Annotated in this window: 17 protein-coding genes; 10 read left to right on the forward strand and 7 right to left on the reverse strand. The window is 71.8% G+C overall.

The window, feature by feature from the left end; all coding sequences use genetic code 11:
- Positions 1 to 12 precede the first annotated feature (12 nt).
- The 6 genes from tal to ACO03V_RS09175 all read left to right on the forward strand — a co-directional run bounded on the left by tal (position 13) and on the right by ACO03V_RS09175 (position 8,760).
- Positions 13 to 1,134, forward strand: coding sequence for a transaldolase (gene tal / locus ACO03V_RS09150; protein ID WP_423137371.1), 1,122 nt, complete (start codon positions 13 to 15; stop codon positions 1,132 to 1,134).
- Positions 1,131 to 2,756 (forward strand): glucose-6-phosphate isomerase, encoded by a 1,626-nt coding sequence (locus ACO03V_RS09155; protein ID WP_423137372.1) that lies wholly within the window; start codon positions 1,131 to 1,133, stop codon positions 2,754 to 2,756. The genes tal and ACO03V_RS09155 overlap by 4 nt, the downstream gene beginning before the upstream one ends.
- On the forward strand, positions 2,756 to 4,306 hold the full coding sequence (gene zwf, locus ACO03V_RS09160) for a glucose-6-phosphate dehydrogenase (protein ID WP_367727047.1): 1,551 nt from the start codon (positions 2,756 to 2,758) through the stop codon (positions 4,304 to 4,306). The genes ACO03V_RS09155 and zwf overlap by 1 nt, the downstream gene beginning before the upstream one ends.
- Positions 4,303 to 5,253 carry a glucose-6-phosphate dehydrogenase assembly protein OpcA gene (locus tag ACO03V_RS09165; RefSeq protein WP_367727049.1) on the forward strand — a complete coding sequence of 317 codons (951 nt, stop codon included), beginning with the start codon at positions 4,303 to 4,305 and terminating at the stop codon, positions 5,251 to 5,253. The genes zwf and ACO03V_RS09165 overlap by 4 nt, the downstream gene beginning before the upstream one ends.
- Positions 5,246 to 6,031 carry a 6-phosphogluconolactonase gene (gene pgl, locus ACO03V_RS09170; protein WP_423137373.1) on the forward strand — a complete coding sequence of 262 codons (786 nt, stop codon included), beginning with the start codon at positions 5,246 to 5,248 and terminating at the stop codon, positions 6,029 to 6,031. The genes ACO03V_RS09165 and pgl overlap by 8 nt, the downstream gene beginning before the upstream one ends.
- Before the next feature lie 197 nt (positions 6,032 to 6,228).
- Complete coding sequence (locus ACO03V_RS09175) at positions 6,229 to 8,760, forward strand: LuxR C-terminal-related transcriptional regulator (protein ID WP_423137374.1); 2,532 nt, start codon at positions 6,229 to 6,231, stop codon at positions 8,758 to 8,760.
- A 12-nt stretch (positions 8,761 to 8,772) separates the two neighbouring features.
- Here the strand turns inward: ACO03V_RS09175 and ACO03V_RS09180 are convergent, their stop codons facing one another.
- Positions 8,773 to 10,149 (reverse strand): glycosyltransferase family 2 protein, encoded by a 1,377-nt coding sequence (locus ACO03V_RS09180; RefSeq protein WP_423137375.1) that lies wholly within the window; start codon positions 10,147 to 10,149, stop codon positions 8,773 to 8,775.
- Positions 10,150 to 10,415: 266 nt separating this feature from the next.
- Between ACO03V_RS09180 and ACO03V_RS09185 the strand changes: the two genes are divergently transcribed.
- From ACO03V_RS09185 to ACO03V_RS09200, 4 genes are all read left to right on the forward strand, one after another.
- A complete protein-coding gene (locus tag ACO03V_RS09185) occupies positions 10,416 to 11,747 on the forward strand; it encodes a nucleotide sugar dehydrogenase (protein ID WP_423137376.1) in 1,332 nt (443 codons plus the stop codon).
- Between the two features lie 74 nt (positions 11,748 to 11,821).
- The gene (locus ACO03V_RS09190) at positions 11,822 to 12,844 is read left to right on the forward strand and encodes an NAD-dependent epimerase/dehydratase family protein (RefSeq protein ID WP_387054546.1); all 1,023 of its coding nucleotides are present in this window, start codon (positions 11,822 to 11,824) and stop codon (positions 12,842 to 12,844) included.
- Positions 12,844 to 14,319 (forward strand): polysaccharide deacetylase family protein, encoded by a 1,476-nt coding sequence (locus ACO03V_RS09195; protein ID WP_423137377.1) that lies wholly within the window; start codon positions 12,844 to 12,846, stop codon positions 14,317 to 14,319. The genes ACO03V_RS09190 and ACO03V_RS09195 overlap by 1 nt, the downstream gene beginning before the upstream one ends.
- Positions 14,316 to 15,065, forward strand: a complete 750-nt coding sequence (locus ACO03V_RS09200) for a hypothetical protein (protein ID WP_423137378.1) — start codon at positions 14,316 to 14,318, stop codon at positions 15,063 to 15,065. The genes ACO03V_RS09195 and ACO03V_RS09200 overlap by 4 nt, the downstream gene beginning before the upstream one ends.
- A gap of 57 nt (positions 15,066 to 15,122) precedes the next feature.
- Here the strand turns inward: ACO03V_RS09200 and ACO03V_RS09205 are convergent, their stop codons facing one another.
- From ACO03V_RS09205 to ACO03V_RS09230, 6 genes are all read right to left on the reverse strand, one after another.
- Positions 15,123 to 15,476, reverse strand: a complete 354-nt coding sequence (locus tag ACO03V_RS09205; protein WP_138172458.1) for an RNA polymerase-binding protein RbpA — start codon at positions 15,474 to 15,476, stop codon at positions 15,123 to 15,125.
- Position 15,477: 1 nt separating this feature from the next.
- Positions 15,478 to 15,726, reverse strand: coding sequence for a preprotein translocase subunit SecG (secG, locus tag ACO03V_RS09210; RefSeq protein ID WP_367727062.1), 249 nt, complete (start codon positions 15,724 to 15,726; stop codon positions 15,478 to 15,480).
- 110 nt (positions 15,727 to 15,836) lie between these two features.
- Positions 15,837 to 16,625, reverse strand: a complete 789-nt coding sequence (gene tpiA, locus ACO03V_RS09215) for a triose-phosphate isomerase (RefSeq protein ID WP_423137379.1) — start codon at positions 16,623 to 16,625, stop codon at positions 15,837 to 15,839.
- On the reverse strand, positions 16,616 to 17,830 hold the full coding sequence (locus ACO03V_RS09220) for a phosphoglycerate kinase (protein ID WP_423137380.1): 1,215 nt from the start codon (positions 17,828 to 17,830) through the stop codon (positions 16,616 to 16,618). Before ACO03V_RS09220 ends, tpiA begins: the two co-directional genes overlap by 10 nt.
- A 6-nt stretch (positions 17,831 to 17,836) precedes the next feature.
- A complete protein-coding gene (gene gap / locus ACO03V_RS09225; RefSeq protein WP_367727066.1) occupies positions 17,837 to 18,841 on the reverse strand; it encodes a type I glyceraldehyde-3-phosphate dehydrogenase in 1,005 nt (334 codons plus the stop codon).
- Positions 18,842 to 18,943: 102 nt separating this feature from the next.
- Entirely contained in the window at positions 18,944 to 19,570 is a 627-nt protein-coding gene (locus tag ACO03V_RS09230) for a superoxide dismutase (protein WP_367727067.1), read from the reverse strand.
- Positions 19,571 to 19,596: the final 26 nt, after the last annotated feature.

Here is a 19,596-nt window from a genome sequence, read left to right on the forward strand (position 1 = left end):
GAGATCCACGTCATGAGCACTCCCACCCAGCAGCTCTCCGCCGAGGGCGTCAGCATCTGGCTCGACGACCTGTCGCGTCAGCGCATCCAGTCCGGCAACCTCGCCGAGCTCATCGAGCAGCGCGACGTCACCGGTGTGACGACCAACCCGACGATCTTCGCCGGCGCGCTCTCGAAGGGCGAGGCCTACGAGGGCCAGGTCCGCGAGCTCGCCGCGCAGAACGCCGAGGTCGACGAGGCCATCTTCTCGATCACGACCGACGACGTCCGCGACGCGTGCGACATCTTCCTGCCCGTCTTCGACAAGACCGACGGCGTCGACGGCCGCGTCTCGATCGAGGTCTCCCCCGACCTCGCGCACGACACCGAGGGCACCGTCGCGCAGGCGAAGGACCTCGCCGCGCGCGTCGACCGCAAGAACGTCCTCATCAAGATCCCGGCGACGAAGGCCGGCCTGCCCGCCATCACCGAGGTCATCGGCGCCGGCATCTCGGTGAATGTGACGCTCATCTTCAGCCTCGAGCGCTACGCCGAGGTCATCGACGCCTACCTCGCGGGCGTCGAGAAGGCCCGTGACGCCGGGCACGACATCTCGACCCTGCAGTCGGTGGCGTCCTTCTTCGTGTCCCGCGTGGACACCGAGGTCGACAAGCGCCTCGCGGCGCTCGACTCCGAGGAGGCCGCCGCGCTCAAGGGCAAGGCGGGCATCGCCAACGCCCGCCTGGCGTACGAGCTCTTTGAGCAGAAGTTCGCCGAGGACCGCGCGAAGGAGCTGCTCGCCGCCGGTGCGACGGTGCAGCGTCCGCTGTGGGCCTCCACCGGCGTCAAGGACCCGGCGCTGCCCGACACCCTGTACGTCACCGAGCTCGTCGCGCCCGGCACCGTCAACACGATGCCGGAGAAGACCCTCGAGGCGACCTTCGACCACGCCGAGGTCGCGGGTGACACCATCACGGGCAACTACGCCGACGCGCACGAGGTGTTCGACCGCCTCGCCGCCGTGGGCGTCGACTTCGCCGACGTCACCCAGACGCTCGAGGACGAGGGCGTGGAGAAGTTCATCGCCTCGTGGCACGAGCTGCAGGACACCGTGAAGACCGCTCTGAACGCCGGAAGCGCACAGGCGGCGCAGTGAGCTTCGCCGTCAAGGTCACCGGCCACGTCAAGTCGGTCGTCGACGAGGAGTTGCCGGTCCTGACGGGCTCGCTCATCGCCTCCGGCATCACCGCGGGCGACGCCACGCTGTGGGGTCCCGCGGCCGAGGAGGAGGCGTCCCGCCGACTGGGGTGGGTGCAGGCGGTCTCCCTCTCGCGCCCCCTCGTCGCGGAGATCACCGCCCTGCGCGACGAGCTCGTCGCGCAGGGCGTGACCCGCGTCGTGCTCGCGGGCATGGGCGGCTCGTCGCTCGCCCCCGAGGTCATCGCGCAGACCGCGGGCGTCCCGCTCGTCATCCTCGACTCGACCGCCCCCGGGCAGGTGCTCGCCGCGATCGACGGCGACGCCGAGTCCGGCGGTCTCGCGCAGACCGTGCTCGTGGTCTCCAGCAAATCCGGCTCCACCCTCGAGACCGACTCGGCTCGCCGGGCGTTCGAGGCGGCCTACCGCGACGTCGGGATCGACCCGGCCGGGCGCATCGTGGTCGTCACCGACCCGGGCTCGCCGCTCGAGACGTCCGCCCGCGAGGCGGGCTACCGCGTCTTCACCGCCGACCCGAACGTGGGGGGCCGGTACTCCGCGCTGACCGCCTTCGGGCTCGTGCCGACGGGCCTGGCCGGCGTCGACATCGACGCGCTCCTCGACGAGGCCGACGCGACCCTGCTCGAGGTGGCCATCGACTCCCCCGAGAACCCGGCCCTGGTCCTGGCGGCCGCGATCGCCGGCGGCGGCGCCCTCCGGCGCGACAAGCTGGGACTCGTCACCGACGGCACGCACATCATCGGCCTGCCCGACTGGATCGAGCAGCTCGTCGCCGAGTCGACGGGCAAGAACGGCACCGGCATCCTTCCCGTCGTCCTGCTCCCGGTCTCCCCCGAGCTCGAGGACGTCCCCGACGACCTCCGCATCGTGCGCCTGGTCGACGACGCCGAGCAGTTCCACCTGTTCGAGCGTCACCACGACGAGGTGCTCGTGAGCGGCTCGCTCGGCGCGCAGTTCATCGTCTGGGAGTACGCGACGGCGATCGCCGGGCGCCTGCTCGGCATCGACCCGTTCGACCAGCCCGACGTCGAGTCGGCCAAGGTCGCCGCCCGGGGTCTGCTCGACGCCCGGCCCGAGCCTGCACCGCCCGCGTTCGCGCGCGACGGCGTCGAGGTCCGCGTGTCGGACCCGGCCCTCGCGGCCGGCGGGACGCTCGCCTCGGTGCTCGACGCCCTCTGGGCTCGCATCCCGGCCGACGGGTACGTGAGCATCCAGGCCTACGTGAACCGCCTCGAGGTCCCGCAGCTGGCGGGCCTGCGCGAGCTGGTCGCCGCCGACGCCGGTCGTCCGACCACGTTCGGCTGGGGTCCCCGCTTCCTGCACTCGACCGGGCAGTACCACAAGGGCGGTCCCGCGACCGGCGTCTTCCTGCAGATCGTCGAGCGCACGGACGTCGACCTGGAGATCCCGGGTCGCCCCTTCACCTTCGGACAACTCATCCAGGCACAGGCCGCGGGCGACGCCGGCGTGCTGGCGGACGGCCACGGCCGCCCCGTCGTCACGCTCACGCTCACCGACCCGCAGGTCGACGTGCTCTCACTCTTCGAGGCGGCACAGTAATGGTCGTAGACATCTCCCCCGGGCACAATCCGCTCCGCGACCCCGACGACCGGCGTCTCAGCCGCATCGCCGGGCCCAGCGCCCTGGTCATCTTCGGCGTGACGGGCGACCTGTCGCGCAAGAAGCTCATGCCGGCGGTGTACGACCTGGCCAACCGCGGGCTGCTGCCGCCCGGGTTCGCCCTCGTCGGCTTCGCCCGCCGCGACTGGGAGGACCAGGACTTCGCGGAGGTCGTGTACCGCTCCGTCAAGCAGTACGCCCGCACGGAGTTCCGCGACGAGACCTGGCAGGAGCTGCTGCAGGGCATCCGCTTCGTGCAGGGCGAGTTCGACGACCCCGAGGCCTTCCAGCGGCTGCGCGAGACCGTCGACAAGCTCGACACCGAGCGCGGCACGATGGGCAACCACGCCTACTACCTCTCGATCCCGCCGAAGGCGTTCCCGCTGGTGACCACGCAGCTCAAGGCGTCGGGTCTCGTCGGCGAGAACGCGGACGACACCACCGGCTGGCGCCGCGTCGTCATCGAGAAGCCGTTCGGTCACGACCTCGCCTCCGCGCGCGAGCTCAACGAGACCGTCGAGAGCGCGTTCCCGGCCGACTCGATCTTCCGCATCGACCACTACCTCGGCAAGGAGACGGTGCAGAACATCCTCGCGCTGCGCTTCGCCAACGAGCTGTACGAGCCGATCTGGAATCGCAACTACGTCGACCACGTGCAGATCACGATGGCCGAGGACATCGGCGTGGGCGGACGAGCCGGCTACTACGACGGCATCGGCGCGGCGCGCGACGTCATCCAGAACCATCTGCTCCAGCTGCTCGCGCTCACGGCGATGGAGGAGCCCATCAGCTTCAATGCCGCCGACCTGCGCGCCGAGAAGGAGAAGGTCCTCGCCGCGGTGCGGCTGCCCGAGAACCTGGCCGAGGCCACGGCCCGCGGCCAGTACGCCGGCGGCTGGCAGGGCGGCGAGAAGGTGAACGGCTTCCTCGACGAGGACGGGATGGACCCCGCCTCGTCGACCGAGACCTTCGCGGCCATCAAGCTCGAGATCAACACGCGCCGCTGGTCCGGGGTTCCGTTCTACCTGCGCACGGGCAAGCGCCTCGGCCGCCGCGTGACCGAGGTCGCCGTCGTCTTCAAGCGCGCGCCGCAGCAGCTGTTCTCGCGCAGCCAGACGCAGGAGCTCGGGCAGAACGCGCTCGTCATCCGCGTCCAGCCCGACGAGGGCGTCACGATCCGCTTCGGCTCGAAGGTGCCGGGCGACGGCACGCAGGTGCGCGACGTCACCATGGACTTCGGCTACGGCCACGCCTTCACCGAGGCGAGCCCGGAGGCCTATGAGCGCCTCATCCTCGACGTCCTCCTCGGCGACCCGCCGCTCTTCCCCCGCCACGAGGAGGTCGAGCTCAGCTGGAAGATCCTCGATCCGATCGAGGAGTTCTGGTCGGCCGAGGGCGGACCGCTCGAACAGTATTCGCCCGGGTCGTGGGGGCCGGCATCCGCCGACGAGCTCCTCGCCCGCGACGGCCGCACCTGGAGGCGCCCGTGATCATCGATCTGCCCGACACCACCGTCAGCGCCATCTCGAAGCGCCTTGTCAGCGTCCGGGAGGAGGGCGGCGCGGTCGCCCTCGGCCGCGTGCTGACCCTCATCATCGTCACCCGTCACGGTGCCGAGGAGGAGGTCATCGAGGCCGCGAACGACGCGTCCCGGGAGCACCCGATGCGCGTGATCGCCGTGCTGTTCGGCGACGACGACGAGGAGCCGCGCCTGGATGCGCAGATCCGCGTCGGCGGCGACGCCGGAGCCAGCGAGGTCATCGTCCTCCGCGCGCACGGCGCGGCCGGCTCGAACGCCGAGAGCCTCGTCACCGGACTCCTCCTGCCCGACGCCCCCGTCGTGGCCTGGTGGCCCGCCGAGGCGCCCGCCGACCCGGCGGCCTCCCCCATCGGCCGCATCGCGCAGCGTCGCATCACCGACGCGTCGTCGCAGGCCGACCCGGCCGCATGGGTGAGCGACCTCGCCGGGCACTACTCCCCCGGTGACACCGACTTCGCGTGGACGCGCGTCACCCGGTGGCGCGAGCAGCTCGCCGCGGTGCTGGACCAGCCGCCGTTCGAGCCGGTCACCGCGGTCGAGGTGCGCGGCGCCGGCGACTCGCCGTCGACGGTCCTGCTCGCCGCCTGGCTGGGCCTGAAGCTCGAGGTGCCGGTGGACTACGCCTACCTCCCCGCCGACGAGTGGAGCAGCGGCATCAAGTCCGTGCGTCTGACCCGCCCGAGCGGCGACACGCTGCTCGAGCGGCCGGCGCCGGGCGTGGCGGTGCTGACCCAGCCCGGTCAGCCCACCCACGATCTCGCCTTCCCCCGCCGCACGCTGCGGGAGTGCCTGGCCGAGGAGCTCCGCCGGCTGGACCCCGACCTGCTCTACGGGCGGGTCATCACCGAGGGTCACGACCTTCTGGCCGCGTCGGCCGACAGGAGCTCCGATGTCTGAGAACGGCAAGCAGGTCATCATCAAGAGCGACAACGCGTCGCTCGCCGAGTACGTCGCCACCCGGTTCATGAACCGCGTGGTCAAGCGGGTCGCCGAGGGCAAGCGCATGCACGTCTGCCTCACCGGCGGGACGATGGGCGGCGCCGTGCTGCGCGCCGCCGCCCAGGACCCGCGCGTGGGCGACATCGACTGGTCGCAGGTGCACTTCTGGTTCGGCGACGAGCGCTTCGTCGAGCGTTCCTCCCCGGATCGCAACGACACGCAGGCGCGCGAGGCGCTGCTCGACCATCTCGACATCCCCGCCGCGAACATCCACACCGTCGCCTCGACCGACGACGGCATCGACCTGGATGCCGCGGCGATCGCCTACGCCGACGAGCTGGCCCAGTTCGCCCCCGGCGACCGCAGCGAGACCGGCCCCTGGCCATCGTTCGACATCTGCTTCCTCGGCGTCGGCCCGGACGCGCACATCGCCTCGCTCTTCCCGGACCGTCCGGAGATCTCGGTGACGGACCGCGCGACGGTGCCCGTGCGCGAGTCGCCGAAACCGCCGAGCGAGCGCGTGTCCCTTACGCGGCCGGTCATCAACTCGTCCAGGCGCGTGTGGATGGTCATCGCCGGTGCCGACAAGGCCGCCGCCCTCGGGCTCGCCCTCGCCGGCGCGAGCTACCAGAGCGTTCCCGCGGCCGGGGCGAAGGGCCGCCGGCGCACGGCGTTCTTCGTCGACGAGGCCGCCGCGGACCAGGTGCCGCCGCAGCTCATCGACCGCGAGTACTGAACGCGCGACCGCGATCGAAGAGGGGGGATGGGTGCTGCGGCATCCATCCCCCCTTTTTTCCTTCCCCGGCCGTCATTGTGACCTTTTCGGCATTGTCGCCGCGCGACAGCCGACTTATCCTTCCCGCGGGGGGCATTTCCGGTCCGTCGGGATCACGGTTCCGACACCGACCGGCCGACGCAGTTGGGAGCGTTCGGATGCCATTTTTCGGTCGTCAACGAGAGATCTGGATCGCGCAGAGCATCATCGATTCGCGGGTGGGGGCCGCGTGCCTGTTCGTGGGAGGGCCCGGCGTCGGCAAGTCCGCACTGATGCGGCAGATCGCCGAGGAGCACGACACGGTCGTCGTGGTCGCCAGCCCGAACGAGCGGCTGTGGCCGTACTCCGGCCTGTCCGCGGTGGCCTCGGCGCTCGGCGGCGCACGCGGGGCGGCCGTCGACGGGCTGCTCGGCCGCGGGCGGGACTGGCCCGAGCATCTGCTCGCCGAGGAGCTCAGCCGCACGCTGCACCTCGTCCACGACGAGCCCTGCGTGCTGGTCGTCGACGACCTCGACGACATGGATGCCGCGAGCATCACGGTCCTGTCGTACGTCTTCGGCCGTCTGCGCGGCACCGGCATCAGCCTGCTGGCCACCGTCGGCCGGCTCGAGGGACGCCACGCCTTCACGGGACTCGCGCACGCGGAGATCGCGCCGTTGGCGTTCGAGGAGTCCGTCGACCTCGCCCGCTCGCTGCTCGGCCCGGGAGCGGTCCGAGCCGTGCTGCACATCGTCGCGGCCTTCACCGGCGGCAATCCGGGGGTGATCGGGCGCGTGCGGCTCACGCCGGACGAGGCGTCCGGCGCGGAGCCCCTCCCCCTGCCCCTCCGCCTGAGCGACGACGAGGGGGCGCGCGGGCGCCGCGGACGACGGTCGTCCCCCGCGGGCGTCGCGGGCGACGTGATGGACCTGCTGTCGATCGGGCCGGTGTTCGACCTCGATCGTCTGCGCGACGAGGCGGGCACGATGGACGCCGAGCTCGACGACCTCATCGAGAGCGGGGTCGTCGCGGTGCGGGGCGGCCTCGCGCGCATCGCCGACCCCGCCGAGAGGCTGCGGCTGCACGCCGCGCTGCCCGCGGAGGAGCGCAGGCGTCTGCACGCCCGGGCGGCGTCGGCCCACACGGTGGCGTCCCCCGCGACCCGCCGGTGGCACGAGAGCTTCCTCGCCCCCGCCGACGGCGCGGGGGTCGCCCTCCTGGAGGCCGCCGCGGACCTGGCCCGACTCGGGGACCCCTCGTCCGCGGTGGAGTTCGCCGAACGCGGCCTGCGGGACAGTCTGGACACGGACGGGCGGACCCGGTGCCTCGTCGACCTCGGCGACGCGCTGGTGCGGCACGGTCATTTCGTCCTCGGCCAGCACTACCTGCGGCGCGCCGACGACCCGGCCGACGCGCACGCCCGCGCCCGCGCGGCGCTCGCTCAGCTCCGGGCGACGGCCGTCGTGGACCACGTGGTGGACGACACCGTCGTCGACCACGCCCTCGGCGGCAGCAGCGCGGGGGACGCCGAGCGGATCCTCGCCGAGGCCGCCGGTCTGCGCATCGGCCGGGGCGAGCTCGACCAGGCCACCGAACGCGTCGCCGAGGCGCACGAACGCGGCGTCGCCTCGCTCGAGATCGCACTCCTGACCCGCATCCTCGAGGAGACGGGATGCCTCCCCCCGCCGACGGACGCCGCGGGCTCCGCCGCGATCGCCACCCCGGTCGGACCGGATGCGCCGATCGAGGAGGCGCACCTCATGATCACCGTCCACGAGCTGGCCGAGGACTACGCCGCCGCGCGCCACCTGGCATGGGCGCTGCTGGACCGGACGCCCCGGCTCCCCCCGCTCTGGCGCGAGCGCGTCCTGGCGAGGCTCGTGTCGACGGAGGTCCGCGCCGGCGACGCGTCCGCCGCCCGCGACGCCGTGTCCGCGTGGCGGCGCGAGTGGCTGCCGGGCCGTTCTCCCGACGCGGCGAGCGTGCTGCTGCTGGCGGGGGCCGCCGCGCTCGATCCGGACGGCGGCGACGTCGACGGCCTCGTCCGGCGCGGGCGGGCGCTGTGCCGACGGGAGGGGACGCCGGCCCTTCTCCCGGCCTTCGGGGTGATCGACGGCGGCCGGGCACTGGCCGACGGGCGGTACGCGGATGCGGTGCTCGCGCTGCAGGCCGCCCGCGACGCGTCGCCGTGCGACGACCCGTCGATGGTGCGCGTGGACGCGGATCTCATCGAGGCGCTGTGGCTCGACGGCCGCCGTGCGGAGGCCCGGGTCGAGCTGACGCGCTTCGAACGGGATGCCGCCCGCCACCCCCGCCGGTGGACCACCCTCGCCGTGGCTCGCGCCCGTGCCGTCTGCCGCTCCGCCGAGGCCGGATCGACCGCCTTCCGGGAGGCCGAGGACGTCTACCGCACGGACGACGCGCCCGACGAGCACCTGCGCCTGATCGCCGCGCGGGAGCGCTGCCTGCCGTCCGAGTCCCGCCGGCCCGCGCCCGCCGCCCGGGCGCCGCACACGCGCAGCCTCACCGCGCAGGAGCAGGAGGTCGTCATCCTCGTCGGCCGCGGCATGCGCAACCGCGAGATCGCCTCGACGCTCTTCGTGTCGCTGCGGACCGTCGAGCTGCGGCTGACGAACATCTACCGCAAGCTGGGGGTGTCGTCACGGGTGCAGCTCGTGTCGCGGGTGGGCCGCACGGCCGCCGAGGAGTGATCGGGCGCGGCGTCAGCGGGTCGGCACGGCGGGCGACGGTAGGGCGGGCGACGGCGCGGACGGCGACGGTGCGGCCGGTACGGCGGGCGATGGCACCGGGCCGCCGGACGGCGGCGGGGCCGGCGCGGCGTCCGCGACGGGGGCGCGCCGGTCGGGGCTCCGCCACCGGCCGTCGGAAGGACGCCCCAGCGCCGTGACCAGCGCCCGGAGGCACAGCACCGCATCCCACACCCGCATCGCGGGATAGAGCAGCATCGACGGCCGCGGCCGCTCGCGCGCGAGGACGCAGACGAAACCGGTCATCGTGAGGTCGACGAGCACGAAGCCCCCGGCGAGCGCCCCCGACGGGATCACCGCTGCGACGGCCGCCGCCCCCGCTCCCGCCGCGCCCGGCAGCATCGCCGCCGCGAGGGCGGCGAGAGCGTCGAACGCGATCACGGGGAGCACGGCTGCCAGCACGACGCTGGAGACGACGGTCTCGACGGCGAACACGCCCACGGACGCCCAGAACACCCCGCGGCGGAGCCCGTGACGCCGCACGGTCTGCCAGAACCCCAGGCTCCAGCGGCGCACCTGCGCCGAGTAGTCGCGGAGGACCGCGGGGTCCTGGGTCTCCGCGATCGCGCACTCCGGGTGGAAGGCGATCCGGCCGAGGCGCTTGGCGTGCACCTCGAACGTCATGTTGAAGTCCTCGATGGACAGGCCCGGCGCGTCGATGTCCACGCGGTCCAGGATGTCGGTGCGGTACAGGCTCGCGAACCCGGGCACGATAGCCACGGCATCCGTCGCCCGGGCCGCCTGGCCGAACTTGTGCAGATACTGGGTGCAGACGTACGTGCGCTCGCGGTACGCCGTGAGGAACGCGCCCATGCGGGTGGCGGGAGCGTCGGCCGCGGTGGTCGCGCGCCCCGCCACGGCCACGACGCCGTCGTCGGTGAACAGCGGCAGCCCGGTCCGCAGGTAGTCGGGGCGGGGCCGGGAGTCGGCGTCCAGCAGCATGAGCAGCGGGAAGCGCTCGGCGATGCGGAACTGCTGCAGGCCCGCGCGGATGGCGCCGGCCTTGCCGCGGTTGGGGAAGAGATCCCACGCGGTCGCCCCCGCCGCGCGGGCGACCTCGACCGTCGCATCGTTCGAGCCGTCCGACACGACGAACACGTTCCGGGCGGGCACCAGACGACGGGCGGCGGCGACGGCGTCGGCGATGACCAGCTCCTCGTCGTGCGCCGCGATGAGGATCGCGACCTCGTCGGCGCGGTAGTACATCGACGGGGTGAGCAGCCCCGGCTCCCGCCTCTCGCGCAGCAGCCGGCACACGGCGGCGACGCCCCACACCAGCGTCGACACGCCGACCGTGCAGACCGCGACGAGCAGGGCGAGGCCGGCGGTCATGGCATCCCTCCCTTCCGATCACGACGACGGTACGCGACGCCCGGCGCCGCGCGACCACAGAGGCGGTTGCGGTTTCACGCACGTCCGGATGCGGTCTTCGGCAACCCGCACGATGTGCCGGCGGACGTTGACCGCCGGCCGCTGACGGGATCAATGTGAGCGGCGGGCCGTCACCCGAATCGGACGGCCCCGCCGCATACCACCCGATCGTCCGAGGGGGCGCTGCTTTCCCCCGCGCTCCCTCGGACCCCGCCTGAAGGATGAGCATGTCCACTCTCGATGTCCGCGCCGACGTGTCGATCGACGCCCTGCCGCCCACCCTGACCGTCCGCGAGGCGTTCGACTTCGACGTCGCGATCGTCGGCCTCGGCTACGTCGGGCTCCCGACCGCCCTCGCGTACTTCGCGGCGGGGTCGCGTGTGCTCGCGCTGGACGCCTCCCCGAAGCGGCTCCGGGTCATCGCGTCGCGGGCGGCCGACCTCATCGACTCCGACCGGGGCCGGCTCGAGGACGCGCTCCGCACCCCCAAGGGGTTCCGCCTGACCACCGACGCGACGGAGCTGTCGCGCGCCGCGGCCGTCATCGTCTGCGTCCCCACCCCCGTCGACCACCAGCAGGTGCCCGACCTCGTGCCGCTGCGGGCGGCGTGCGCCACCGTCGTCGCCGCCGCCCGTCCCGGTCAGCTCATCATGCTGACCTCGACCACCTACGTCGGCTGCACCCACGACCTCGTCGAGGAGCCGCTGCGTGCCCGCGGGCTGCACATCGGCAGCGACGTGTTCGTCACCTTCAGCGCCGAGCGCATCGACCCCGGCAACATCGGCATCGCGCAGGAGGCCGTGCCCCGCGTGGTCGGCGGTGCCACGCCGCAGTGCGAGGAGGAGGGGGCCAGACTGCTGTCGCGGTACGCCGCCCGGGTGCACCGCGTGTCGAGCCTCGCGACGGCCGAGATGACCAAGCTGCTCGAGAACACCTTCCGCGCCGTGAACATCGCGCTCGCCAACGAGTTCGCCGACATCTGCGGCGCGCTGGACGTGCCCATCACCGAGGTGATCGAGGCGGCGAGCACGAAGCCGTACGGGTTCATGGCGTTCTATCCCGGCCCGGGGGTTGGCGGGCACTGCATCCCGTGCGACCCGCACTACCTGCTGTGGCAGCTGCGCGCGCTGCGCGTCGACGCGGGCGTCATCACGCAGGCCATGACCCGCATCGCCGCCCGGCCCGGCCGCGTGGTCGACCGGGTCCGGGACGTCCTCGGGCGGGCGGGCAAGGGCACGCTCGGCGCGCGGGTGCTCGTCGTCGGGGTGACCTACAAGCCCGACGTGGCCGACCTGCGCGAGTCGCCCGCGCTGGAGATCATCGACGGCCTCCTCGACCTCGGCGCGGAGGTGCAGTACGTCGACACCCACGCCCCGCATGTCGATCTCGCCTCCGGCCGCGCCCGGGACTCCCTCGCCGACCCGGGCGTCTTCCACCCGGACGTCGTGCTCGTGCACACCCGCCATCAGGACGCCGACCTCACCTGGATCGAGGCCGACGCCGTCGTCCTCGACGGCACGTACCGCAGCGACGACCTCGTGGGACGGGTGCTGCTGTGACCGACGACGTCCTTCCCCCCGACGCGGACCCGGCTCCCGCCACCGCGCCCATCCCCACCTCGGAGGAGATCCGCATGAGAACCCTCGTCACCGGAGGCGCCGGCTTCGTCGGCAGTCACCTCGTCGAGCACCTGCTGCACCTGGGCGACGACGTCGTCGTCCTCGACGACCTGTCCACCGGGTCCGCGCGCAACCTGGCCGCGGTCGCCGACCACCCCCGACTGCAGATGATCCACGGGTCGATCCTGAACCCGCAGACCGTGCGCTCGGCGATGGCGACGTGCGACCGCGTGTTCCACCTCGCCGCCGCCGTGGGCGTGAAGCTCATCGTCGAGCAGCCGCTGCGCGGCCTGCGCATCAACATCCACGGCACCGAGAACGTGCTGACCGCCGCGATCGAGCAGGAAGCGTCGGTCCTCCTGGTGTCCACGAGCGAGGTCTACGGCAAGAACACCGCGGACCGCCTGCGCGAGGACTCGGACCGGATCCTCGGGGACCCGCTGCTGTCGCGGTGGACGTACGCCGGCGCCAAGGGCATCGACGAGGCCTTCGCGAAGGCGTACTGCGACCAGGAGGACCTCGACGTGTCGATCGTCCGCCTTTTCAACACGGTCGGGCCGCGGCAGACCGGCCGCTACGGCATGGTCTTCCCGAACCTCGTCGGACAGGCCCTGCGCGGTCAGCCGCTGACGGTGTTCGGGGACGGACGCCAGACCCGCTGCTTCTCGGCCGTCGAGGACGTCGTGCCGGCGATGGTCCGGATCGAGCGCGACCCCCGCGCCCGCGGTGAGGCGTACAACCTCGGCGGGGCGCGGGAGATCTCGATCCTCGACCTGGCGCAGGAGATCGTCCGCACGCTCGACAGCCGCAGCGAGATCTCGCTCATCCCGTATGCACAGGCCTACGCGCCCGGTTTCGAGGACATGCGCCGCCGCGTGCCCGACAACAGCAAGGCGCACGCGCTCGTGGGGTACGAGCCGCACACGTCCCTCACGACGACGATCATGCGCGTCGCCGCCGACCTGCTCTCGCGGGAACGGCTCGGATCGGATGCCATGCCGTTGGCCGGCGCCGGCGCGTTCCGGGGAGTGATCTGATGAAACAGCGTTCCCCCCGGGCCCGGCTCGCCGCGTCCCGTTCGCCCCGCGCCCGGCTCGCCGCGGCGCTGGCCGCCATCGCCGCGCTCGCCCTGAGCGTCGGCGGGCTCACCGTCCTCGCCCCCGAGCCCGCCGCGGCGGCGACGCGGACCGTCGTCAGTCTCACGTTCGACGATGGCAACGCCTCGCAGCTGAACGCCCTGCCCGCCCTGCGGACCACCGGGCTGAAGGCGACGTTCTACGTCCCCTCGGGCTTCATCGGCGCCGCCGGGTACATGACCCGCGCGGACCTGACCGGGTTGAAGAACGCCGGGCACGAGATCGGCGGCCACACCGTCAACCACCCCGACCTCGCCCAGATCAGCGTCGACGAGGCGAGACGGCAGATCTGCACCGACCGCAAGAACCTCGCATCGTGGGGGTTCACGGTCCGCAGCTTCGCCTACCCCTTCGCCTCGAGCACGCCGCAGGTCGAGCAGGCGGTGGCCGATTGCGGCTACAGCAGCGGACGGCTGCTCGGCGACATCCGCAGCCGGTTCGGCTGCGACCAGTGCAGCTACGCGGAATCGATCCCGCCGGCCGATCCTCGCGCGCTCCGCGCCCTGGATCAGGTCGACAAGACCTGGACCCTCGCCGACCTGAAGCAGGGTGTGCTGAACGCCGAGCGCAACGGCGGCGGCTGGGTGCAGTACACCTTCCACGACGTCTGCGCGAACGCCTGCAGCGACCTGGCCGTCACCCCGACCGTGTTCGCCCAGTTCGCGGCGTGGTTGAAGGGCCGTCAAGCGGCGGGCACCGTGGTGCGGACCGTCGGCGACGTCGTCGGCGGGGCCGCGAAGCCGCTCGTCGACGGGCCGGCCGTGCCCGCCCCGACCGGATCGACCAACGGCGTCGTCAACCCCGGCCTGGAGACGCTCGGCGCCGACGGGCAGCCGAGCTGCTGGATGCGCGGCGGCTACGGGTCGAACTCCCCCGCCTTCTCCACCGGGGCGCCCGCCCACGGCGGCAGCGTCGCCAGCGGCATCACCATGACGGGGTACGCCGACGGGGACGCCAAGCTGCTGCCGCAGTTCGACCTGGGGCAGTGCTCCCCCACCGTCACCGCCGGCCGGACGTACGCCCTGCGCAGCTGGTACCAGTCCAGCGGGGTGACGCAATTCGCGGTGTACCTGCGGTCGAGCACCGGTGCGTGGTCGTACTGGACGTCGAGCCCCTGGTTCGCCGCGTCGGCGGGCTGGAGCCAGGCGGACTGGACCACACCGGCGATCCCGTCCGGCTCGACGGGGATCAGCTTCGCGCTCACCATCTTCGGCAACGGCACGCTGCGCACGGACGACCTGGCCCTCTACGACAGCGCGGGCGCGCCCCCCGTCGTCGCCGCCACGCAGACGGCGCCGCAGGCCCGGACGGCGGCGCCGGCCCCGAGCACGCAGGTGGAGGTCTTCCGACCCACCGAGAGCGACCTGACCGAGTGAGGAGGCGACTCGCCCGGACGGCGGCGGCATCCCTGGTGATGCTCGCCGCCGTTCCGGCGTCCGGGTGCGGGGCGACGCCGCGGGACCTCCCCGACACGGGCTACCCCTGGCACACGGACATCGTGGCCACCACCTTCTGGGTCGGCGAGGTGTTCGACCCGGCGGCCGACGACGGCAGCCAGCGCATCTCCGCGTACGACAGGGACTGGCTCGGCTCCTACGGCGGCTGCGACGGCGTCGAGGTCGACGGGGAGTGCCGCACGGAGCCGCGCACCGCCGAGGACGGCTTCTTCCCCACCCGCATGACCCCGCGCGAGAACCCGTTCTACCTCGACCTGCCGTTCGACGACGTCAACGACGACGAGGCGTTCGCTGCGCGTGGCGACGTCGTCCCCTGGGCGGGTGAGCCCGCGTACGCGGACGACGTCGACGACCGCTCCGTCAGCCTTATGAAGAACCGCTGGGTGGCGCTGCACAAGGACGGTCGGCTCTGCTACGCGCAGATCCAGGATGCCGGCCCCGGCGAGTACCGCGACGCGGCCTACGTCTTCGGCGACGACGACCGCCGCCCCGCCAACGCGCGCTACAACGGCGCGGGCCTGGACGTCTCCCCCGCGGTGAACGGCTGCCTCGGTTTCGCGGAGCTGAACGGCGAGGACGACCGGGTGGACTGGGCGTTCGTCGACGAGCGCGACGTCCCGCCCGGTCCGTGGACCCGTGTCGTCACCCGGACCCCGGTGCGCTGACGCCGGGGACGGCGAAGGGGCTGGATGCCATGGCATCCAGCCCCTTCGAGATAGGTCTTACTGGCCGCGGCGCTCGCGCAGCTGCTGCAGGGCGTCGTCCAGCAGGGACGCCGCCTCCTCGTCCGTGCGACGCTCCTTCACGTACGCAAGGTGCGTCTTGTACGGCTCGGTCTTGGACAGCGCCGGCGGGTTGTTCTTGTCGCGCCCGGCCGGAAGGCCCGAGTGCGGCGAGTCGATCGTCTCGGGGATCTCGTCGTCGGGGATGCCGGCGGCGAAGTAGCGGACGGTCTCGTTGCCGAGGGCGTCCCAGTACGACACGGCGACCCGGTCGGCGTGGAAGCCGTGGTCCTGCTCGCCCATCGGACCGGCACCGACGCGGGTGCCGCGGATCGCGTTGCCACCAGTAGCCATGTCAGATCCCCGCGAACTTGGTGATGAGGCCGAGGCCGACGATGGTGGTGAACCACACCAACGCGAGCACGATCGTGAACCGGTTGAGGTTGCGCTCGGCGAGACCGGACGACCCGAGGGCCGAGGTCATGCCGCCGCCGAACATGTCGGACAGACCGCCGCCGCGCCCCTTGTGGAGCAGGATGAGCAGGGTCAGCAGCAGGCTGGTGATGCCGAGGAACACCTGCAGCACGAACTCGAGAATCTGCACTTCGAAGCCTTTCGCAGCGGTTCCGTCGGAACCGCACAAGCGTCAAGTATACGGGGGATGCACAGGAACGCCCGCGGCGCGACGCCGCGGGCGTTCCGGATCGGGATCGGTCAGACCCGGACGTGCTTCTGGTAGCGGATGATCGCGGCGAACTCGTCGACCACGAGGCTCGCGCCGCCGACGAGCGCGCCGTCGACGTCGGGCTCCCGCATGAAGCCGGCGATGTTGCCCGACTTCACCGATCCGCCGTAGAGGACGCGCGTGCGCGCGGCCGCGTCGGCGCCGAGCTTGTCGGCGACGACGGCGCGGAGCTTCGCGCAGACCTCCTGCGCCTGGTCCGGCGTGGCCGCCTGACCCGAGCCGATGGCCCAGACCGGCTCGTACGCCACGACGACGTCGGCATCGGATGCCACGCCCTCGAGCGCGACCTCGAGCTGACCCACGGGCACGGCGCTGGCGCCGAACTTCTCGAGGTCCTCCGAGGTCTCGCCGACGCAGATCACCGGCACCAGACCGTGACGGAGGGCCGCCTGGGTCTTGGCGGCGACGACCTCGTCGGTCTCGTGGTGGAACTGACGACGCTCGGAGTGCCCGATGATGACGTACCGGGCGTCGAGCTTGGCCAGGAACTGACCCGAGATCTCACCGGTGTAGGCGCCGGAGTCGTGCGCCGACAGGTCCTGACCGCCGAGGGCGAACGGGATCTTGTCCGCGTCGACCAGCGTCTGGACGGTGCGCAGGTCGGTGAACGGCGGGAAGACCGCGACCTCGACGCTGTCGACGTCGTGCTGGGCCTCCTTCAGCGTCCAGTGCAGCTTCTGGACGAACGCGACCGCCTGCAGGTGGTCGAGGTTCATCTTCCAGTTGCCGGCGATGAGGGGGGTTCTGGTCACTGCCATCCGAGGACCTCCAGTCCGGGGAGCTTCTTGCCTTCGAGGAACTCCAGGCTCGCGCCGCCGCCGGTCGAGATGTGACCGAAGGCGTCGTCCGCGAAGCCGAGCTGGCGCACGGCCGCCGCGGAGTCGCCGCCGCCCACGACACTCAGGCCGTCGACCTCGGTCAGCGCCTGCGCCACCGTCTTGGTGCCGGCCGCGAAGGCCTCCATCTCGAACACGCCCATCGGGCCGTTCCAGAAGACCGTCCGCGAGCCGCGGATGGCCTCGGCGAACTGCTCCGCGGTGCGGGGGCCGATGTCCAGGCCGAGGCCGGACGCGCCGAAGGGGGTGTCCTCGAGGGCATCGGCGTCGGCGACGATGTGCTCGGCGTCCGCCGAGAACGAGGCCGCGACGACCGCGTCGACCGGGAGGACGATCTCGACGCCGCGCTCCTTCGCCGTGGCGATGTAGCCCTTCACGGTGTCGATCTGATCCTGCTCCAGCAGGCTCGCACCCACCTTGTGACCCTCGGCCACGAGGAAGGTGAACATCATGCCGCCGCCGACGAGGAGCTTGTCTACGCGCGGGAGCAGGTGCTCGATGACGCCCAGCTTGTCGCTGACCTTGGAGCCGCCGAGGACGACCGTGTACGGCCGCTCGGGGTTCTCGGTCAGGCGGTCGAGGACTTCGAGCTCCTTCTGGATGAGGAGGCCCGCGGCCGACGGCACGATCTGCGCGAGGTCGTAGACGCTGGCCTGCTTGCGGTGCACGACACCGAAGCCGTCGGACACGAGCGCGTCGCCGAGGGCCGCGAGCTCGCGGGCGAACGCCTGGCGCTCGGCCTGGTCCTTCGAGGTCTCCCCCGCGTTGAAGCGGAGGTTCTCGATGACGGCGATCTCGCCGTCCTCCAGCGCCGCGACCGCGTCGCGGGCCGACTCGCCGACCGTGTCGCGCGCGAACGCGACCGGCTGGCCGAGGAGCTCGGAGAGGCGCTGCGCGACCGGCTCGAGGGAGTACTTCGGGTCGGGCGCCCCGTCGGGGCGGCCCAGGTGCGAGCACACGACCACACGCGCGCCGGCGTTGATCAGTGCGTTGAGGGTCGGCAGCGACGCGCGCACGCGGCCATCGTCCGTGATGATCCCGTCCTTCAGGGGGACGTTGAGATCACAACGGACGATGACACGCGTGCCGGCGAGCGACCCCAGCGAATCGAGGGTGCGCAGAGCCATGAAGGGTTACAGGCGCTCGGCGACGTACTCGGTGAGGTCGACGAGGCGGTTCGAGTAGCCCCACTCGTTGTCGTACCAGGACGACAGCTTCACCTGGTTGCCGATGACGCGCAGCAGACCGGCGTCGAAGATCGACGAGTGCGGGTCGGTGACGATGTCGCTCGAGACGATCTCGTCCTCGGTGTACTTGAGGATGCCCTTGAGCGGGCCCTCTGCGGCGGCCTTGTACGCGGCCTTGACCTCGTCGAGGGTGACCTCGCGCGAGGCCTCGACCGTCAGGTCGGTGATCGAGCCGGTGGGGATCGGCACGCGCAGCGCGAAGCCGTCGAGCTTGCCCTTGAGCTCGGGCAGGACGAGGCCGATGGCCTTGGCCGCACCGGTCGAGGTGGGGACGATGTTGACCGCGGCGGCGCGGGCACGGCGCAGGTCGCTGTGCGGGCCGTCCTGCAGGTTCTGGTCGGCGGTGTACGCGTGGACCGTGGTCATCAGACCGCGCTCGATGCCGAAGGCGTCGTTGAAGACCTTGGCCAGGGGCGCGAGGCAGTTGGTGGTGCACGACGCGTTCGAGATGATGACGTCGGTCTCGGGATTGTACGTGTCCTCGTTCACGCCCATGACGATGGTGGCGTCGTCACCGGTCGCGGGGGCCGAGATGAGCACCTTCTTGGCGCCGCCGGCGATGTGCTTCTTCGCGTCCTCGGCCTTGGTGAAACGACCGGTCGACTCGATGACGATGTCGACGCCCAGCTCGCCCCAGGGGAGGTTGGCGGGGTCGCGCTCCTCGAAGACCTTGATGGTCTTGCCACCGACGGTGATCGAGTCCTCGTCGTACGAGACCTCCTGGTCGAGACGACCCGTGATGGAGTCGTACTTCAGCAGGTGGGCCAGCGTCTTGTTGTCGGTGAGGTCGTTGACCGCGACGATGTCGAGGTCAGCACCCTGCGCGAGAGCCGCGCGGAGGTAATTGCGTCCGATACGGCCGAAGCCGTTGATTCCGATCTTGACGGTCACGGAATTTCTCCTGAATCAGTCATGCGCGAGAGTGCGCGAGAGTGCGATATTCGCGGGAGGGAACGGCGTCCCGGCGGGGTGTCCACCGGGACGCCCAGCCGTTTACGACAGTACCAGCAGACCCGACGTCTTCTCGCGGGCGGCGGCGAAGCGCTCCTGCGCGTCGGCCCAGTTCGCGATGTTCCAGAACGCCTTCACGTAGTCGGCGCGGACGTTCTTGTAGTCGAGGTAGTAGGCGTGCTCCCAGACGTCCAGGAGGAGCAGCGGAACGGTGCCCGCGACGATCTGACCCTGCTGGTCGAAGAACTGCTGGATGACCAGGTTCTCGCCGATCGAGTCCCAGAACAGGCCGGCCCAGCCGGAGCCCTGGACGCCGAGCGCGGCGGCGGTGAACTGCGCGCGGAACGCGTCGAACGAGCCGAACTGGTCGTCGATGGCCGACTCGAGGTCGCCGGTCGGCTTGTCGCCGCCGTTGGGCGAGAGGTTCGTCCAGAAGATCGAGTGGTTGGTGTGACCGCCGAGGTTGAACGCGAGGTCCTTCTGCAGGCGGTTGATGTTGGCGAAATCGTTCTTCTCGCGGGCCTCGGCGAGGAGGTCGAGGGTGGTGTTCGCCCCGTTGACGTACGTCTGGTGGTGCTTGCTGTGGTGCAGCTCCATGATGGTCGCGCTGATGTGCGGCTCCAGCGCGGAGTAGTCGTAGGGCAGTTCGGGCAGCGTGTACTTCGCCATGTTCTCTACTTCCGAATCGGCGCTGC

Source organism: Microbacterium sp. HMH0099, assembly GCF_049384025.1.
Classification (GTDB): Bacteria; Actinomycetota; Actinomycetes; order Actinomycetales; family Microbacteriaceae; genus Microbacterium.

Bases quoted from the DNA above. Each gene is read 5' to 3' on its own strand.
- tal (WP_423137371.1), top strand. From the start codon at position 13: ATGAGCACTCCCACCCAGCAGCTCTCCGCCGAGGGCGTCAGCATCTGG.
- zwf (WP_367727047.1), top strand. From the start codon at position 2,756: ATGGTCGTAGACATCTCCCCCGGGCACAATCCGCTCCGCGACCCCGAC.
- pgl (WP_423137373.1), top strand. From the start codon at position 5,246: ATGTCTGAGAACGGCAAGCAGGTCATCATCAAGAGCGACAACGCGTCG.
- ACO03V_RS09175 (WP_423137374.1), top strand. From the start codon at position 6,229: ATGCCATTTTTCGGTCGTCAACGAGAGATCTGGATCGCGCAGAGCATC.
- ACO03V_RS09180 (WP_423137375.1), bottom strand. From the start codon at position 10,149: ATGACCGCCGGCCTCGCCCTGCTCGTCGCGGTCTGCACGGTCGGCGTG.
- ACO03V_RS09185 (WP_423137376.1), top strand. From the start codon at position 10,416: ATGTCCACTCTCGATGTCCGCGCCGACGTGTCGATCGACGCCCTGCCG.
- ACO03V_RS09190 (WP_387054546.1), top strand. From the start codon at position 11,822: ATGAGAACCCTCGTCACCGGAGGCGCCGGCTTCGTCGGCAGTCACCTC.
- ACO03V_RS09195 (WP_423137377.1), top strand. From the start codon at position 12,844: ATGAAACAGCGTTCCCCCCGGGCCCGGCTCGCCGCGTCCCGTTCGCCC.
- ACO03V_RS09205 (WP_138172458.1), bottom strand. From the start codon at position 15,476: ATGGCTACTGGTGGCAACGCGATCCGCGGCACCCGCGTCGGTGCCGGT.
- tpiA (WP_423137379.1), bottom strand. From the start codon at position 16,625: ATGGCAGTGACCAGAACCCCCCTCATCGCCGGCAACTGGAAGATGAAC.
- ACO03V_RS09220 (WP_423137380.1), bottom strand. From the start codon at position 17,830: ATGGCTCTGCGCACCCTCGATTCGCTGGGGTCGCTCGCCGGCACGCGT.
- ACO03V_RS09230 (WP_367727067.1), bottom strand. From the start codon at position 19,570: ATGGCGAAGTACACGCTGCCCGAACTGCCCTACGACTACTCCGCGCTG.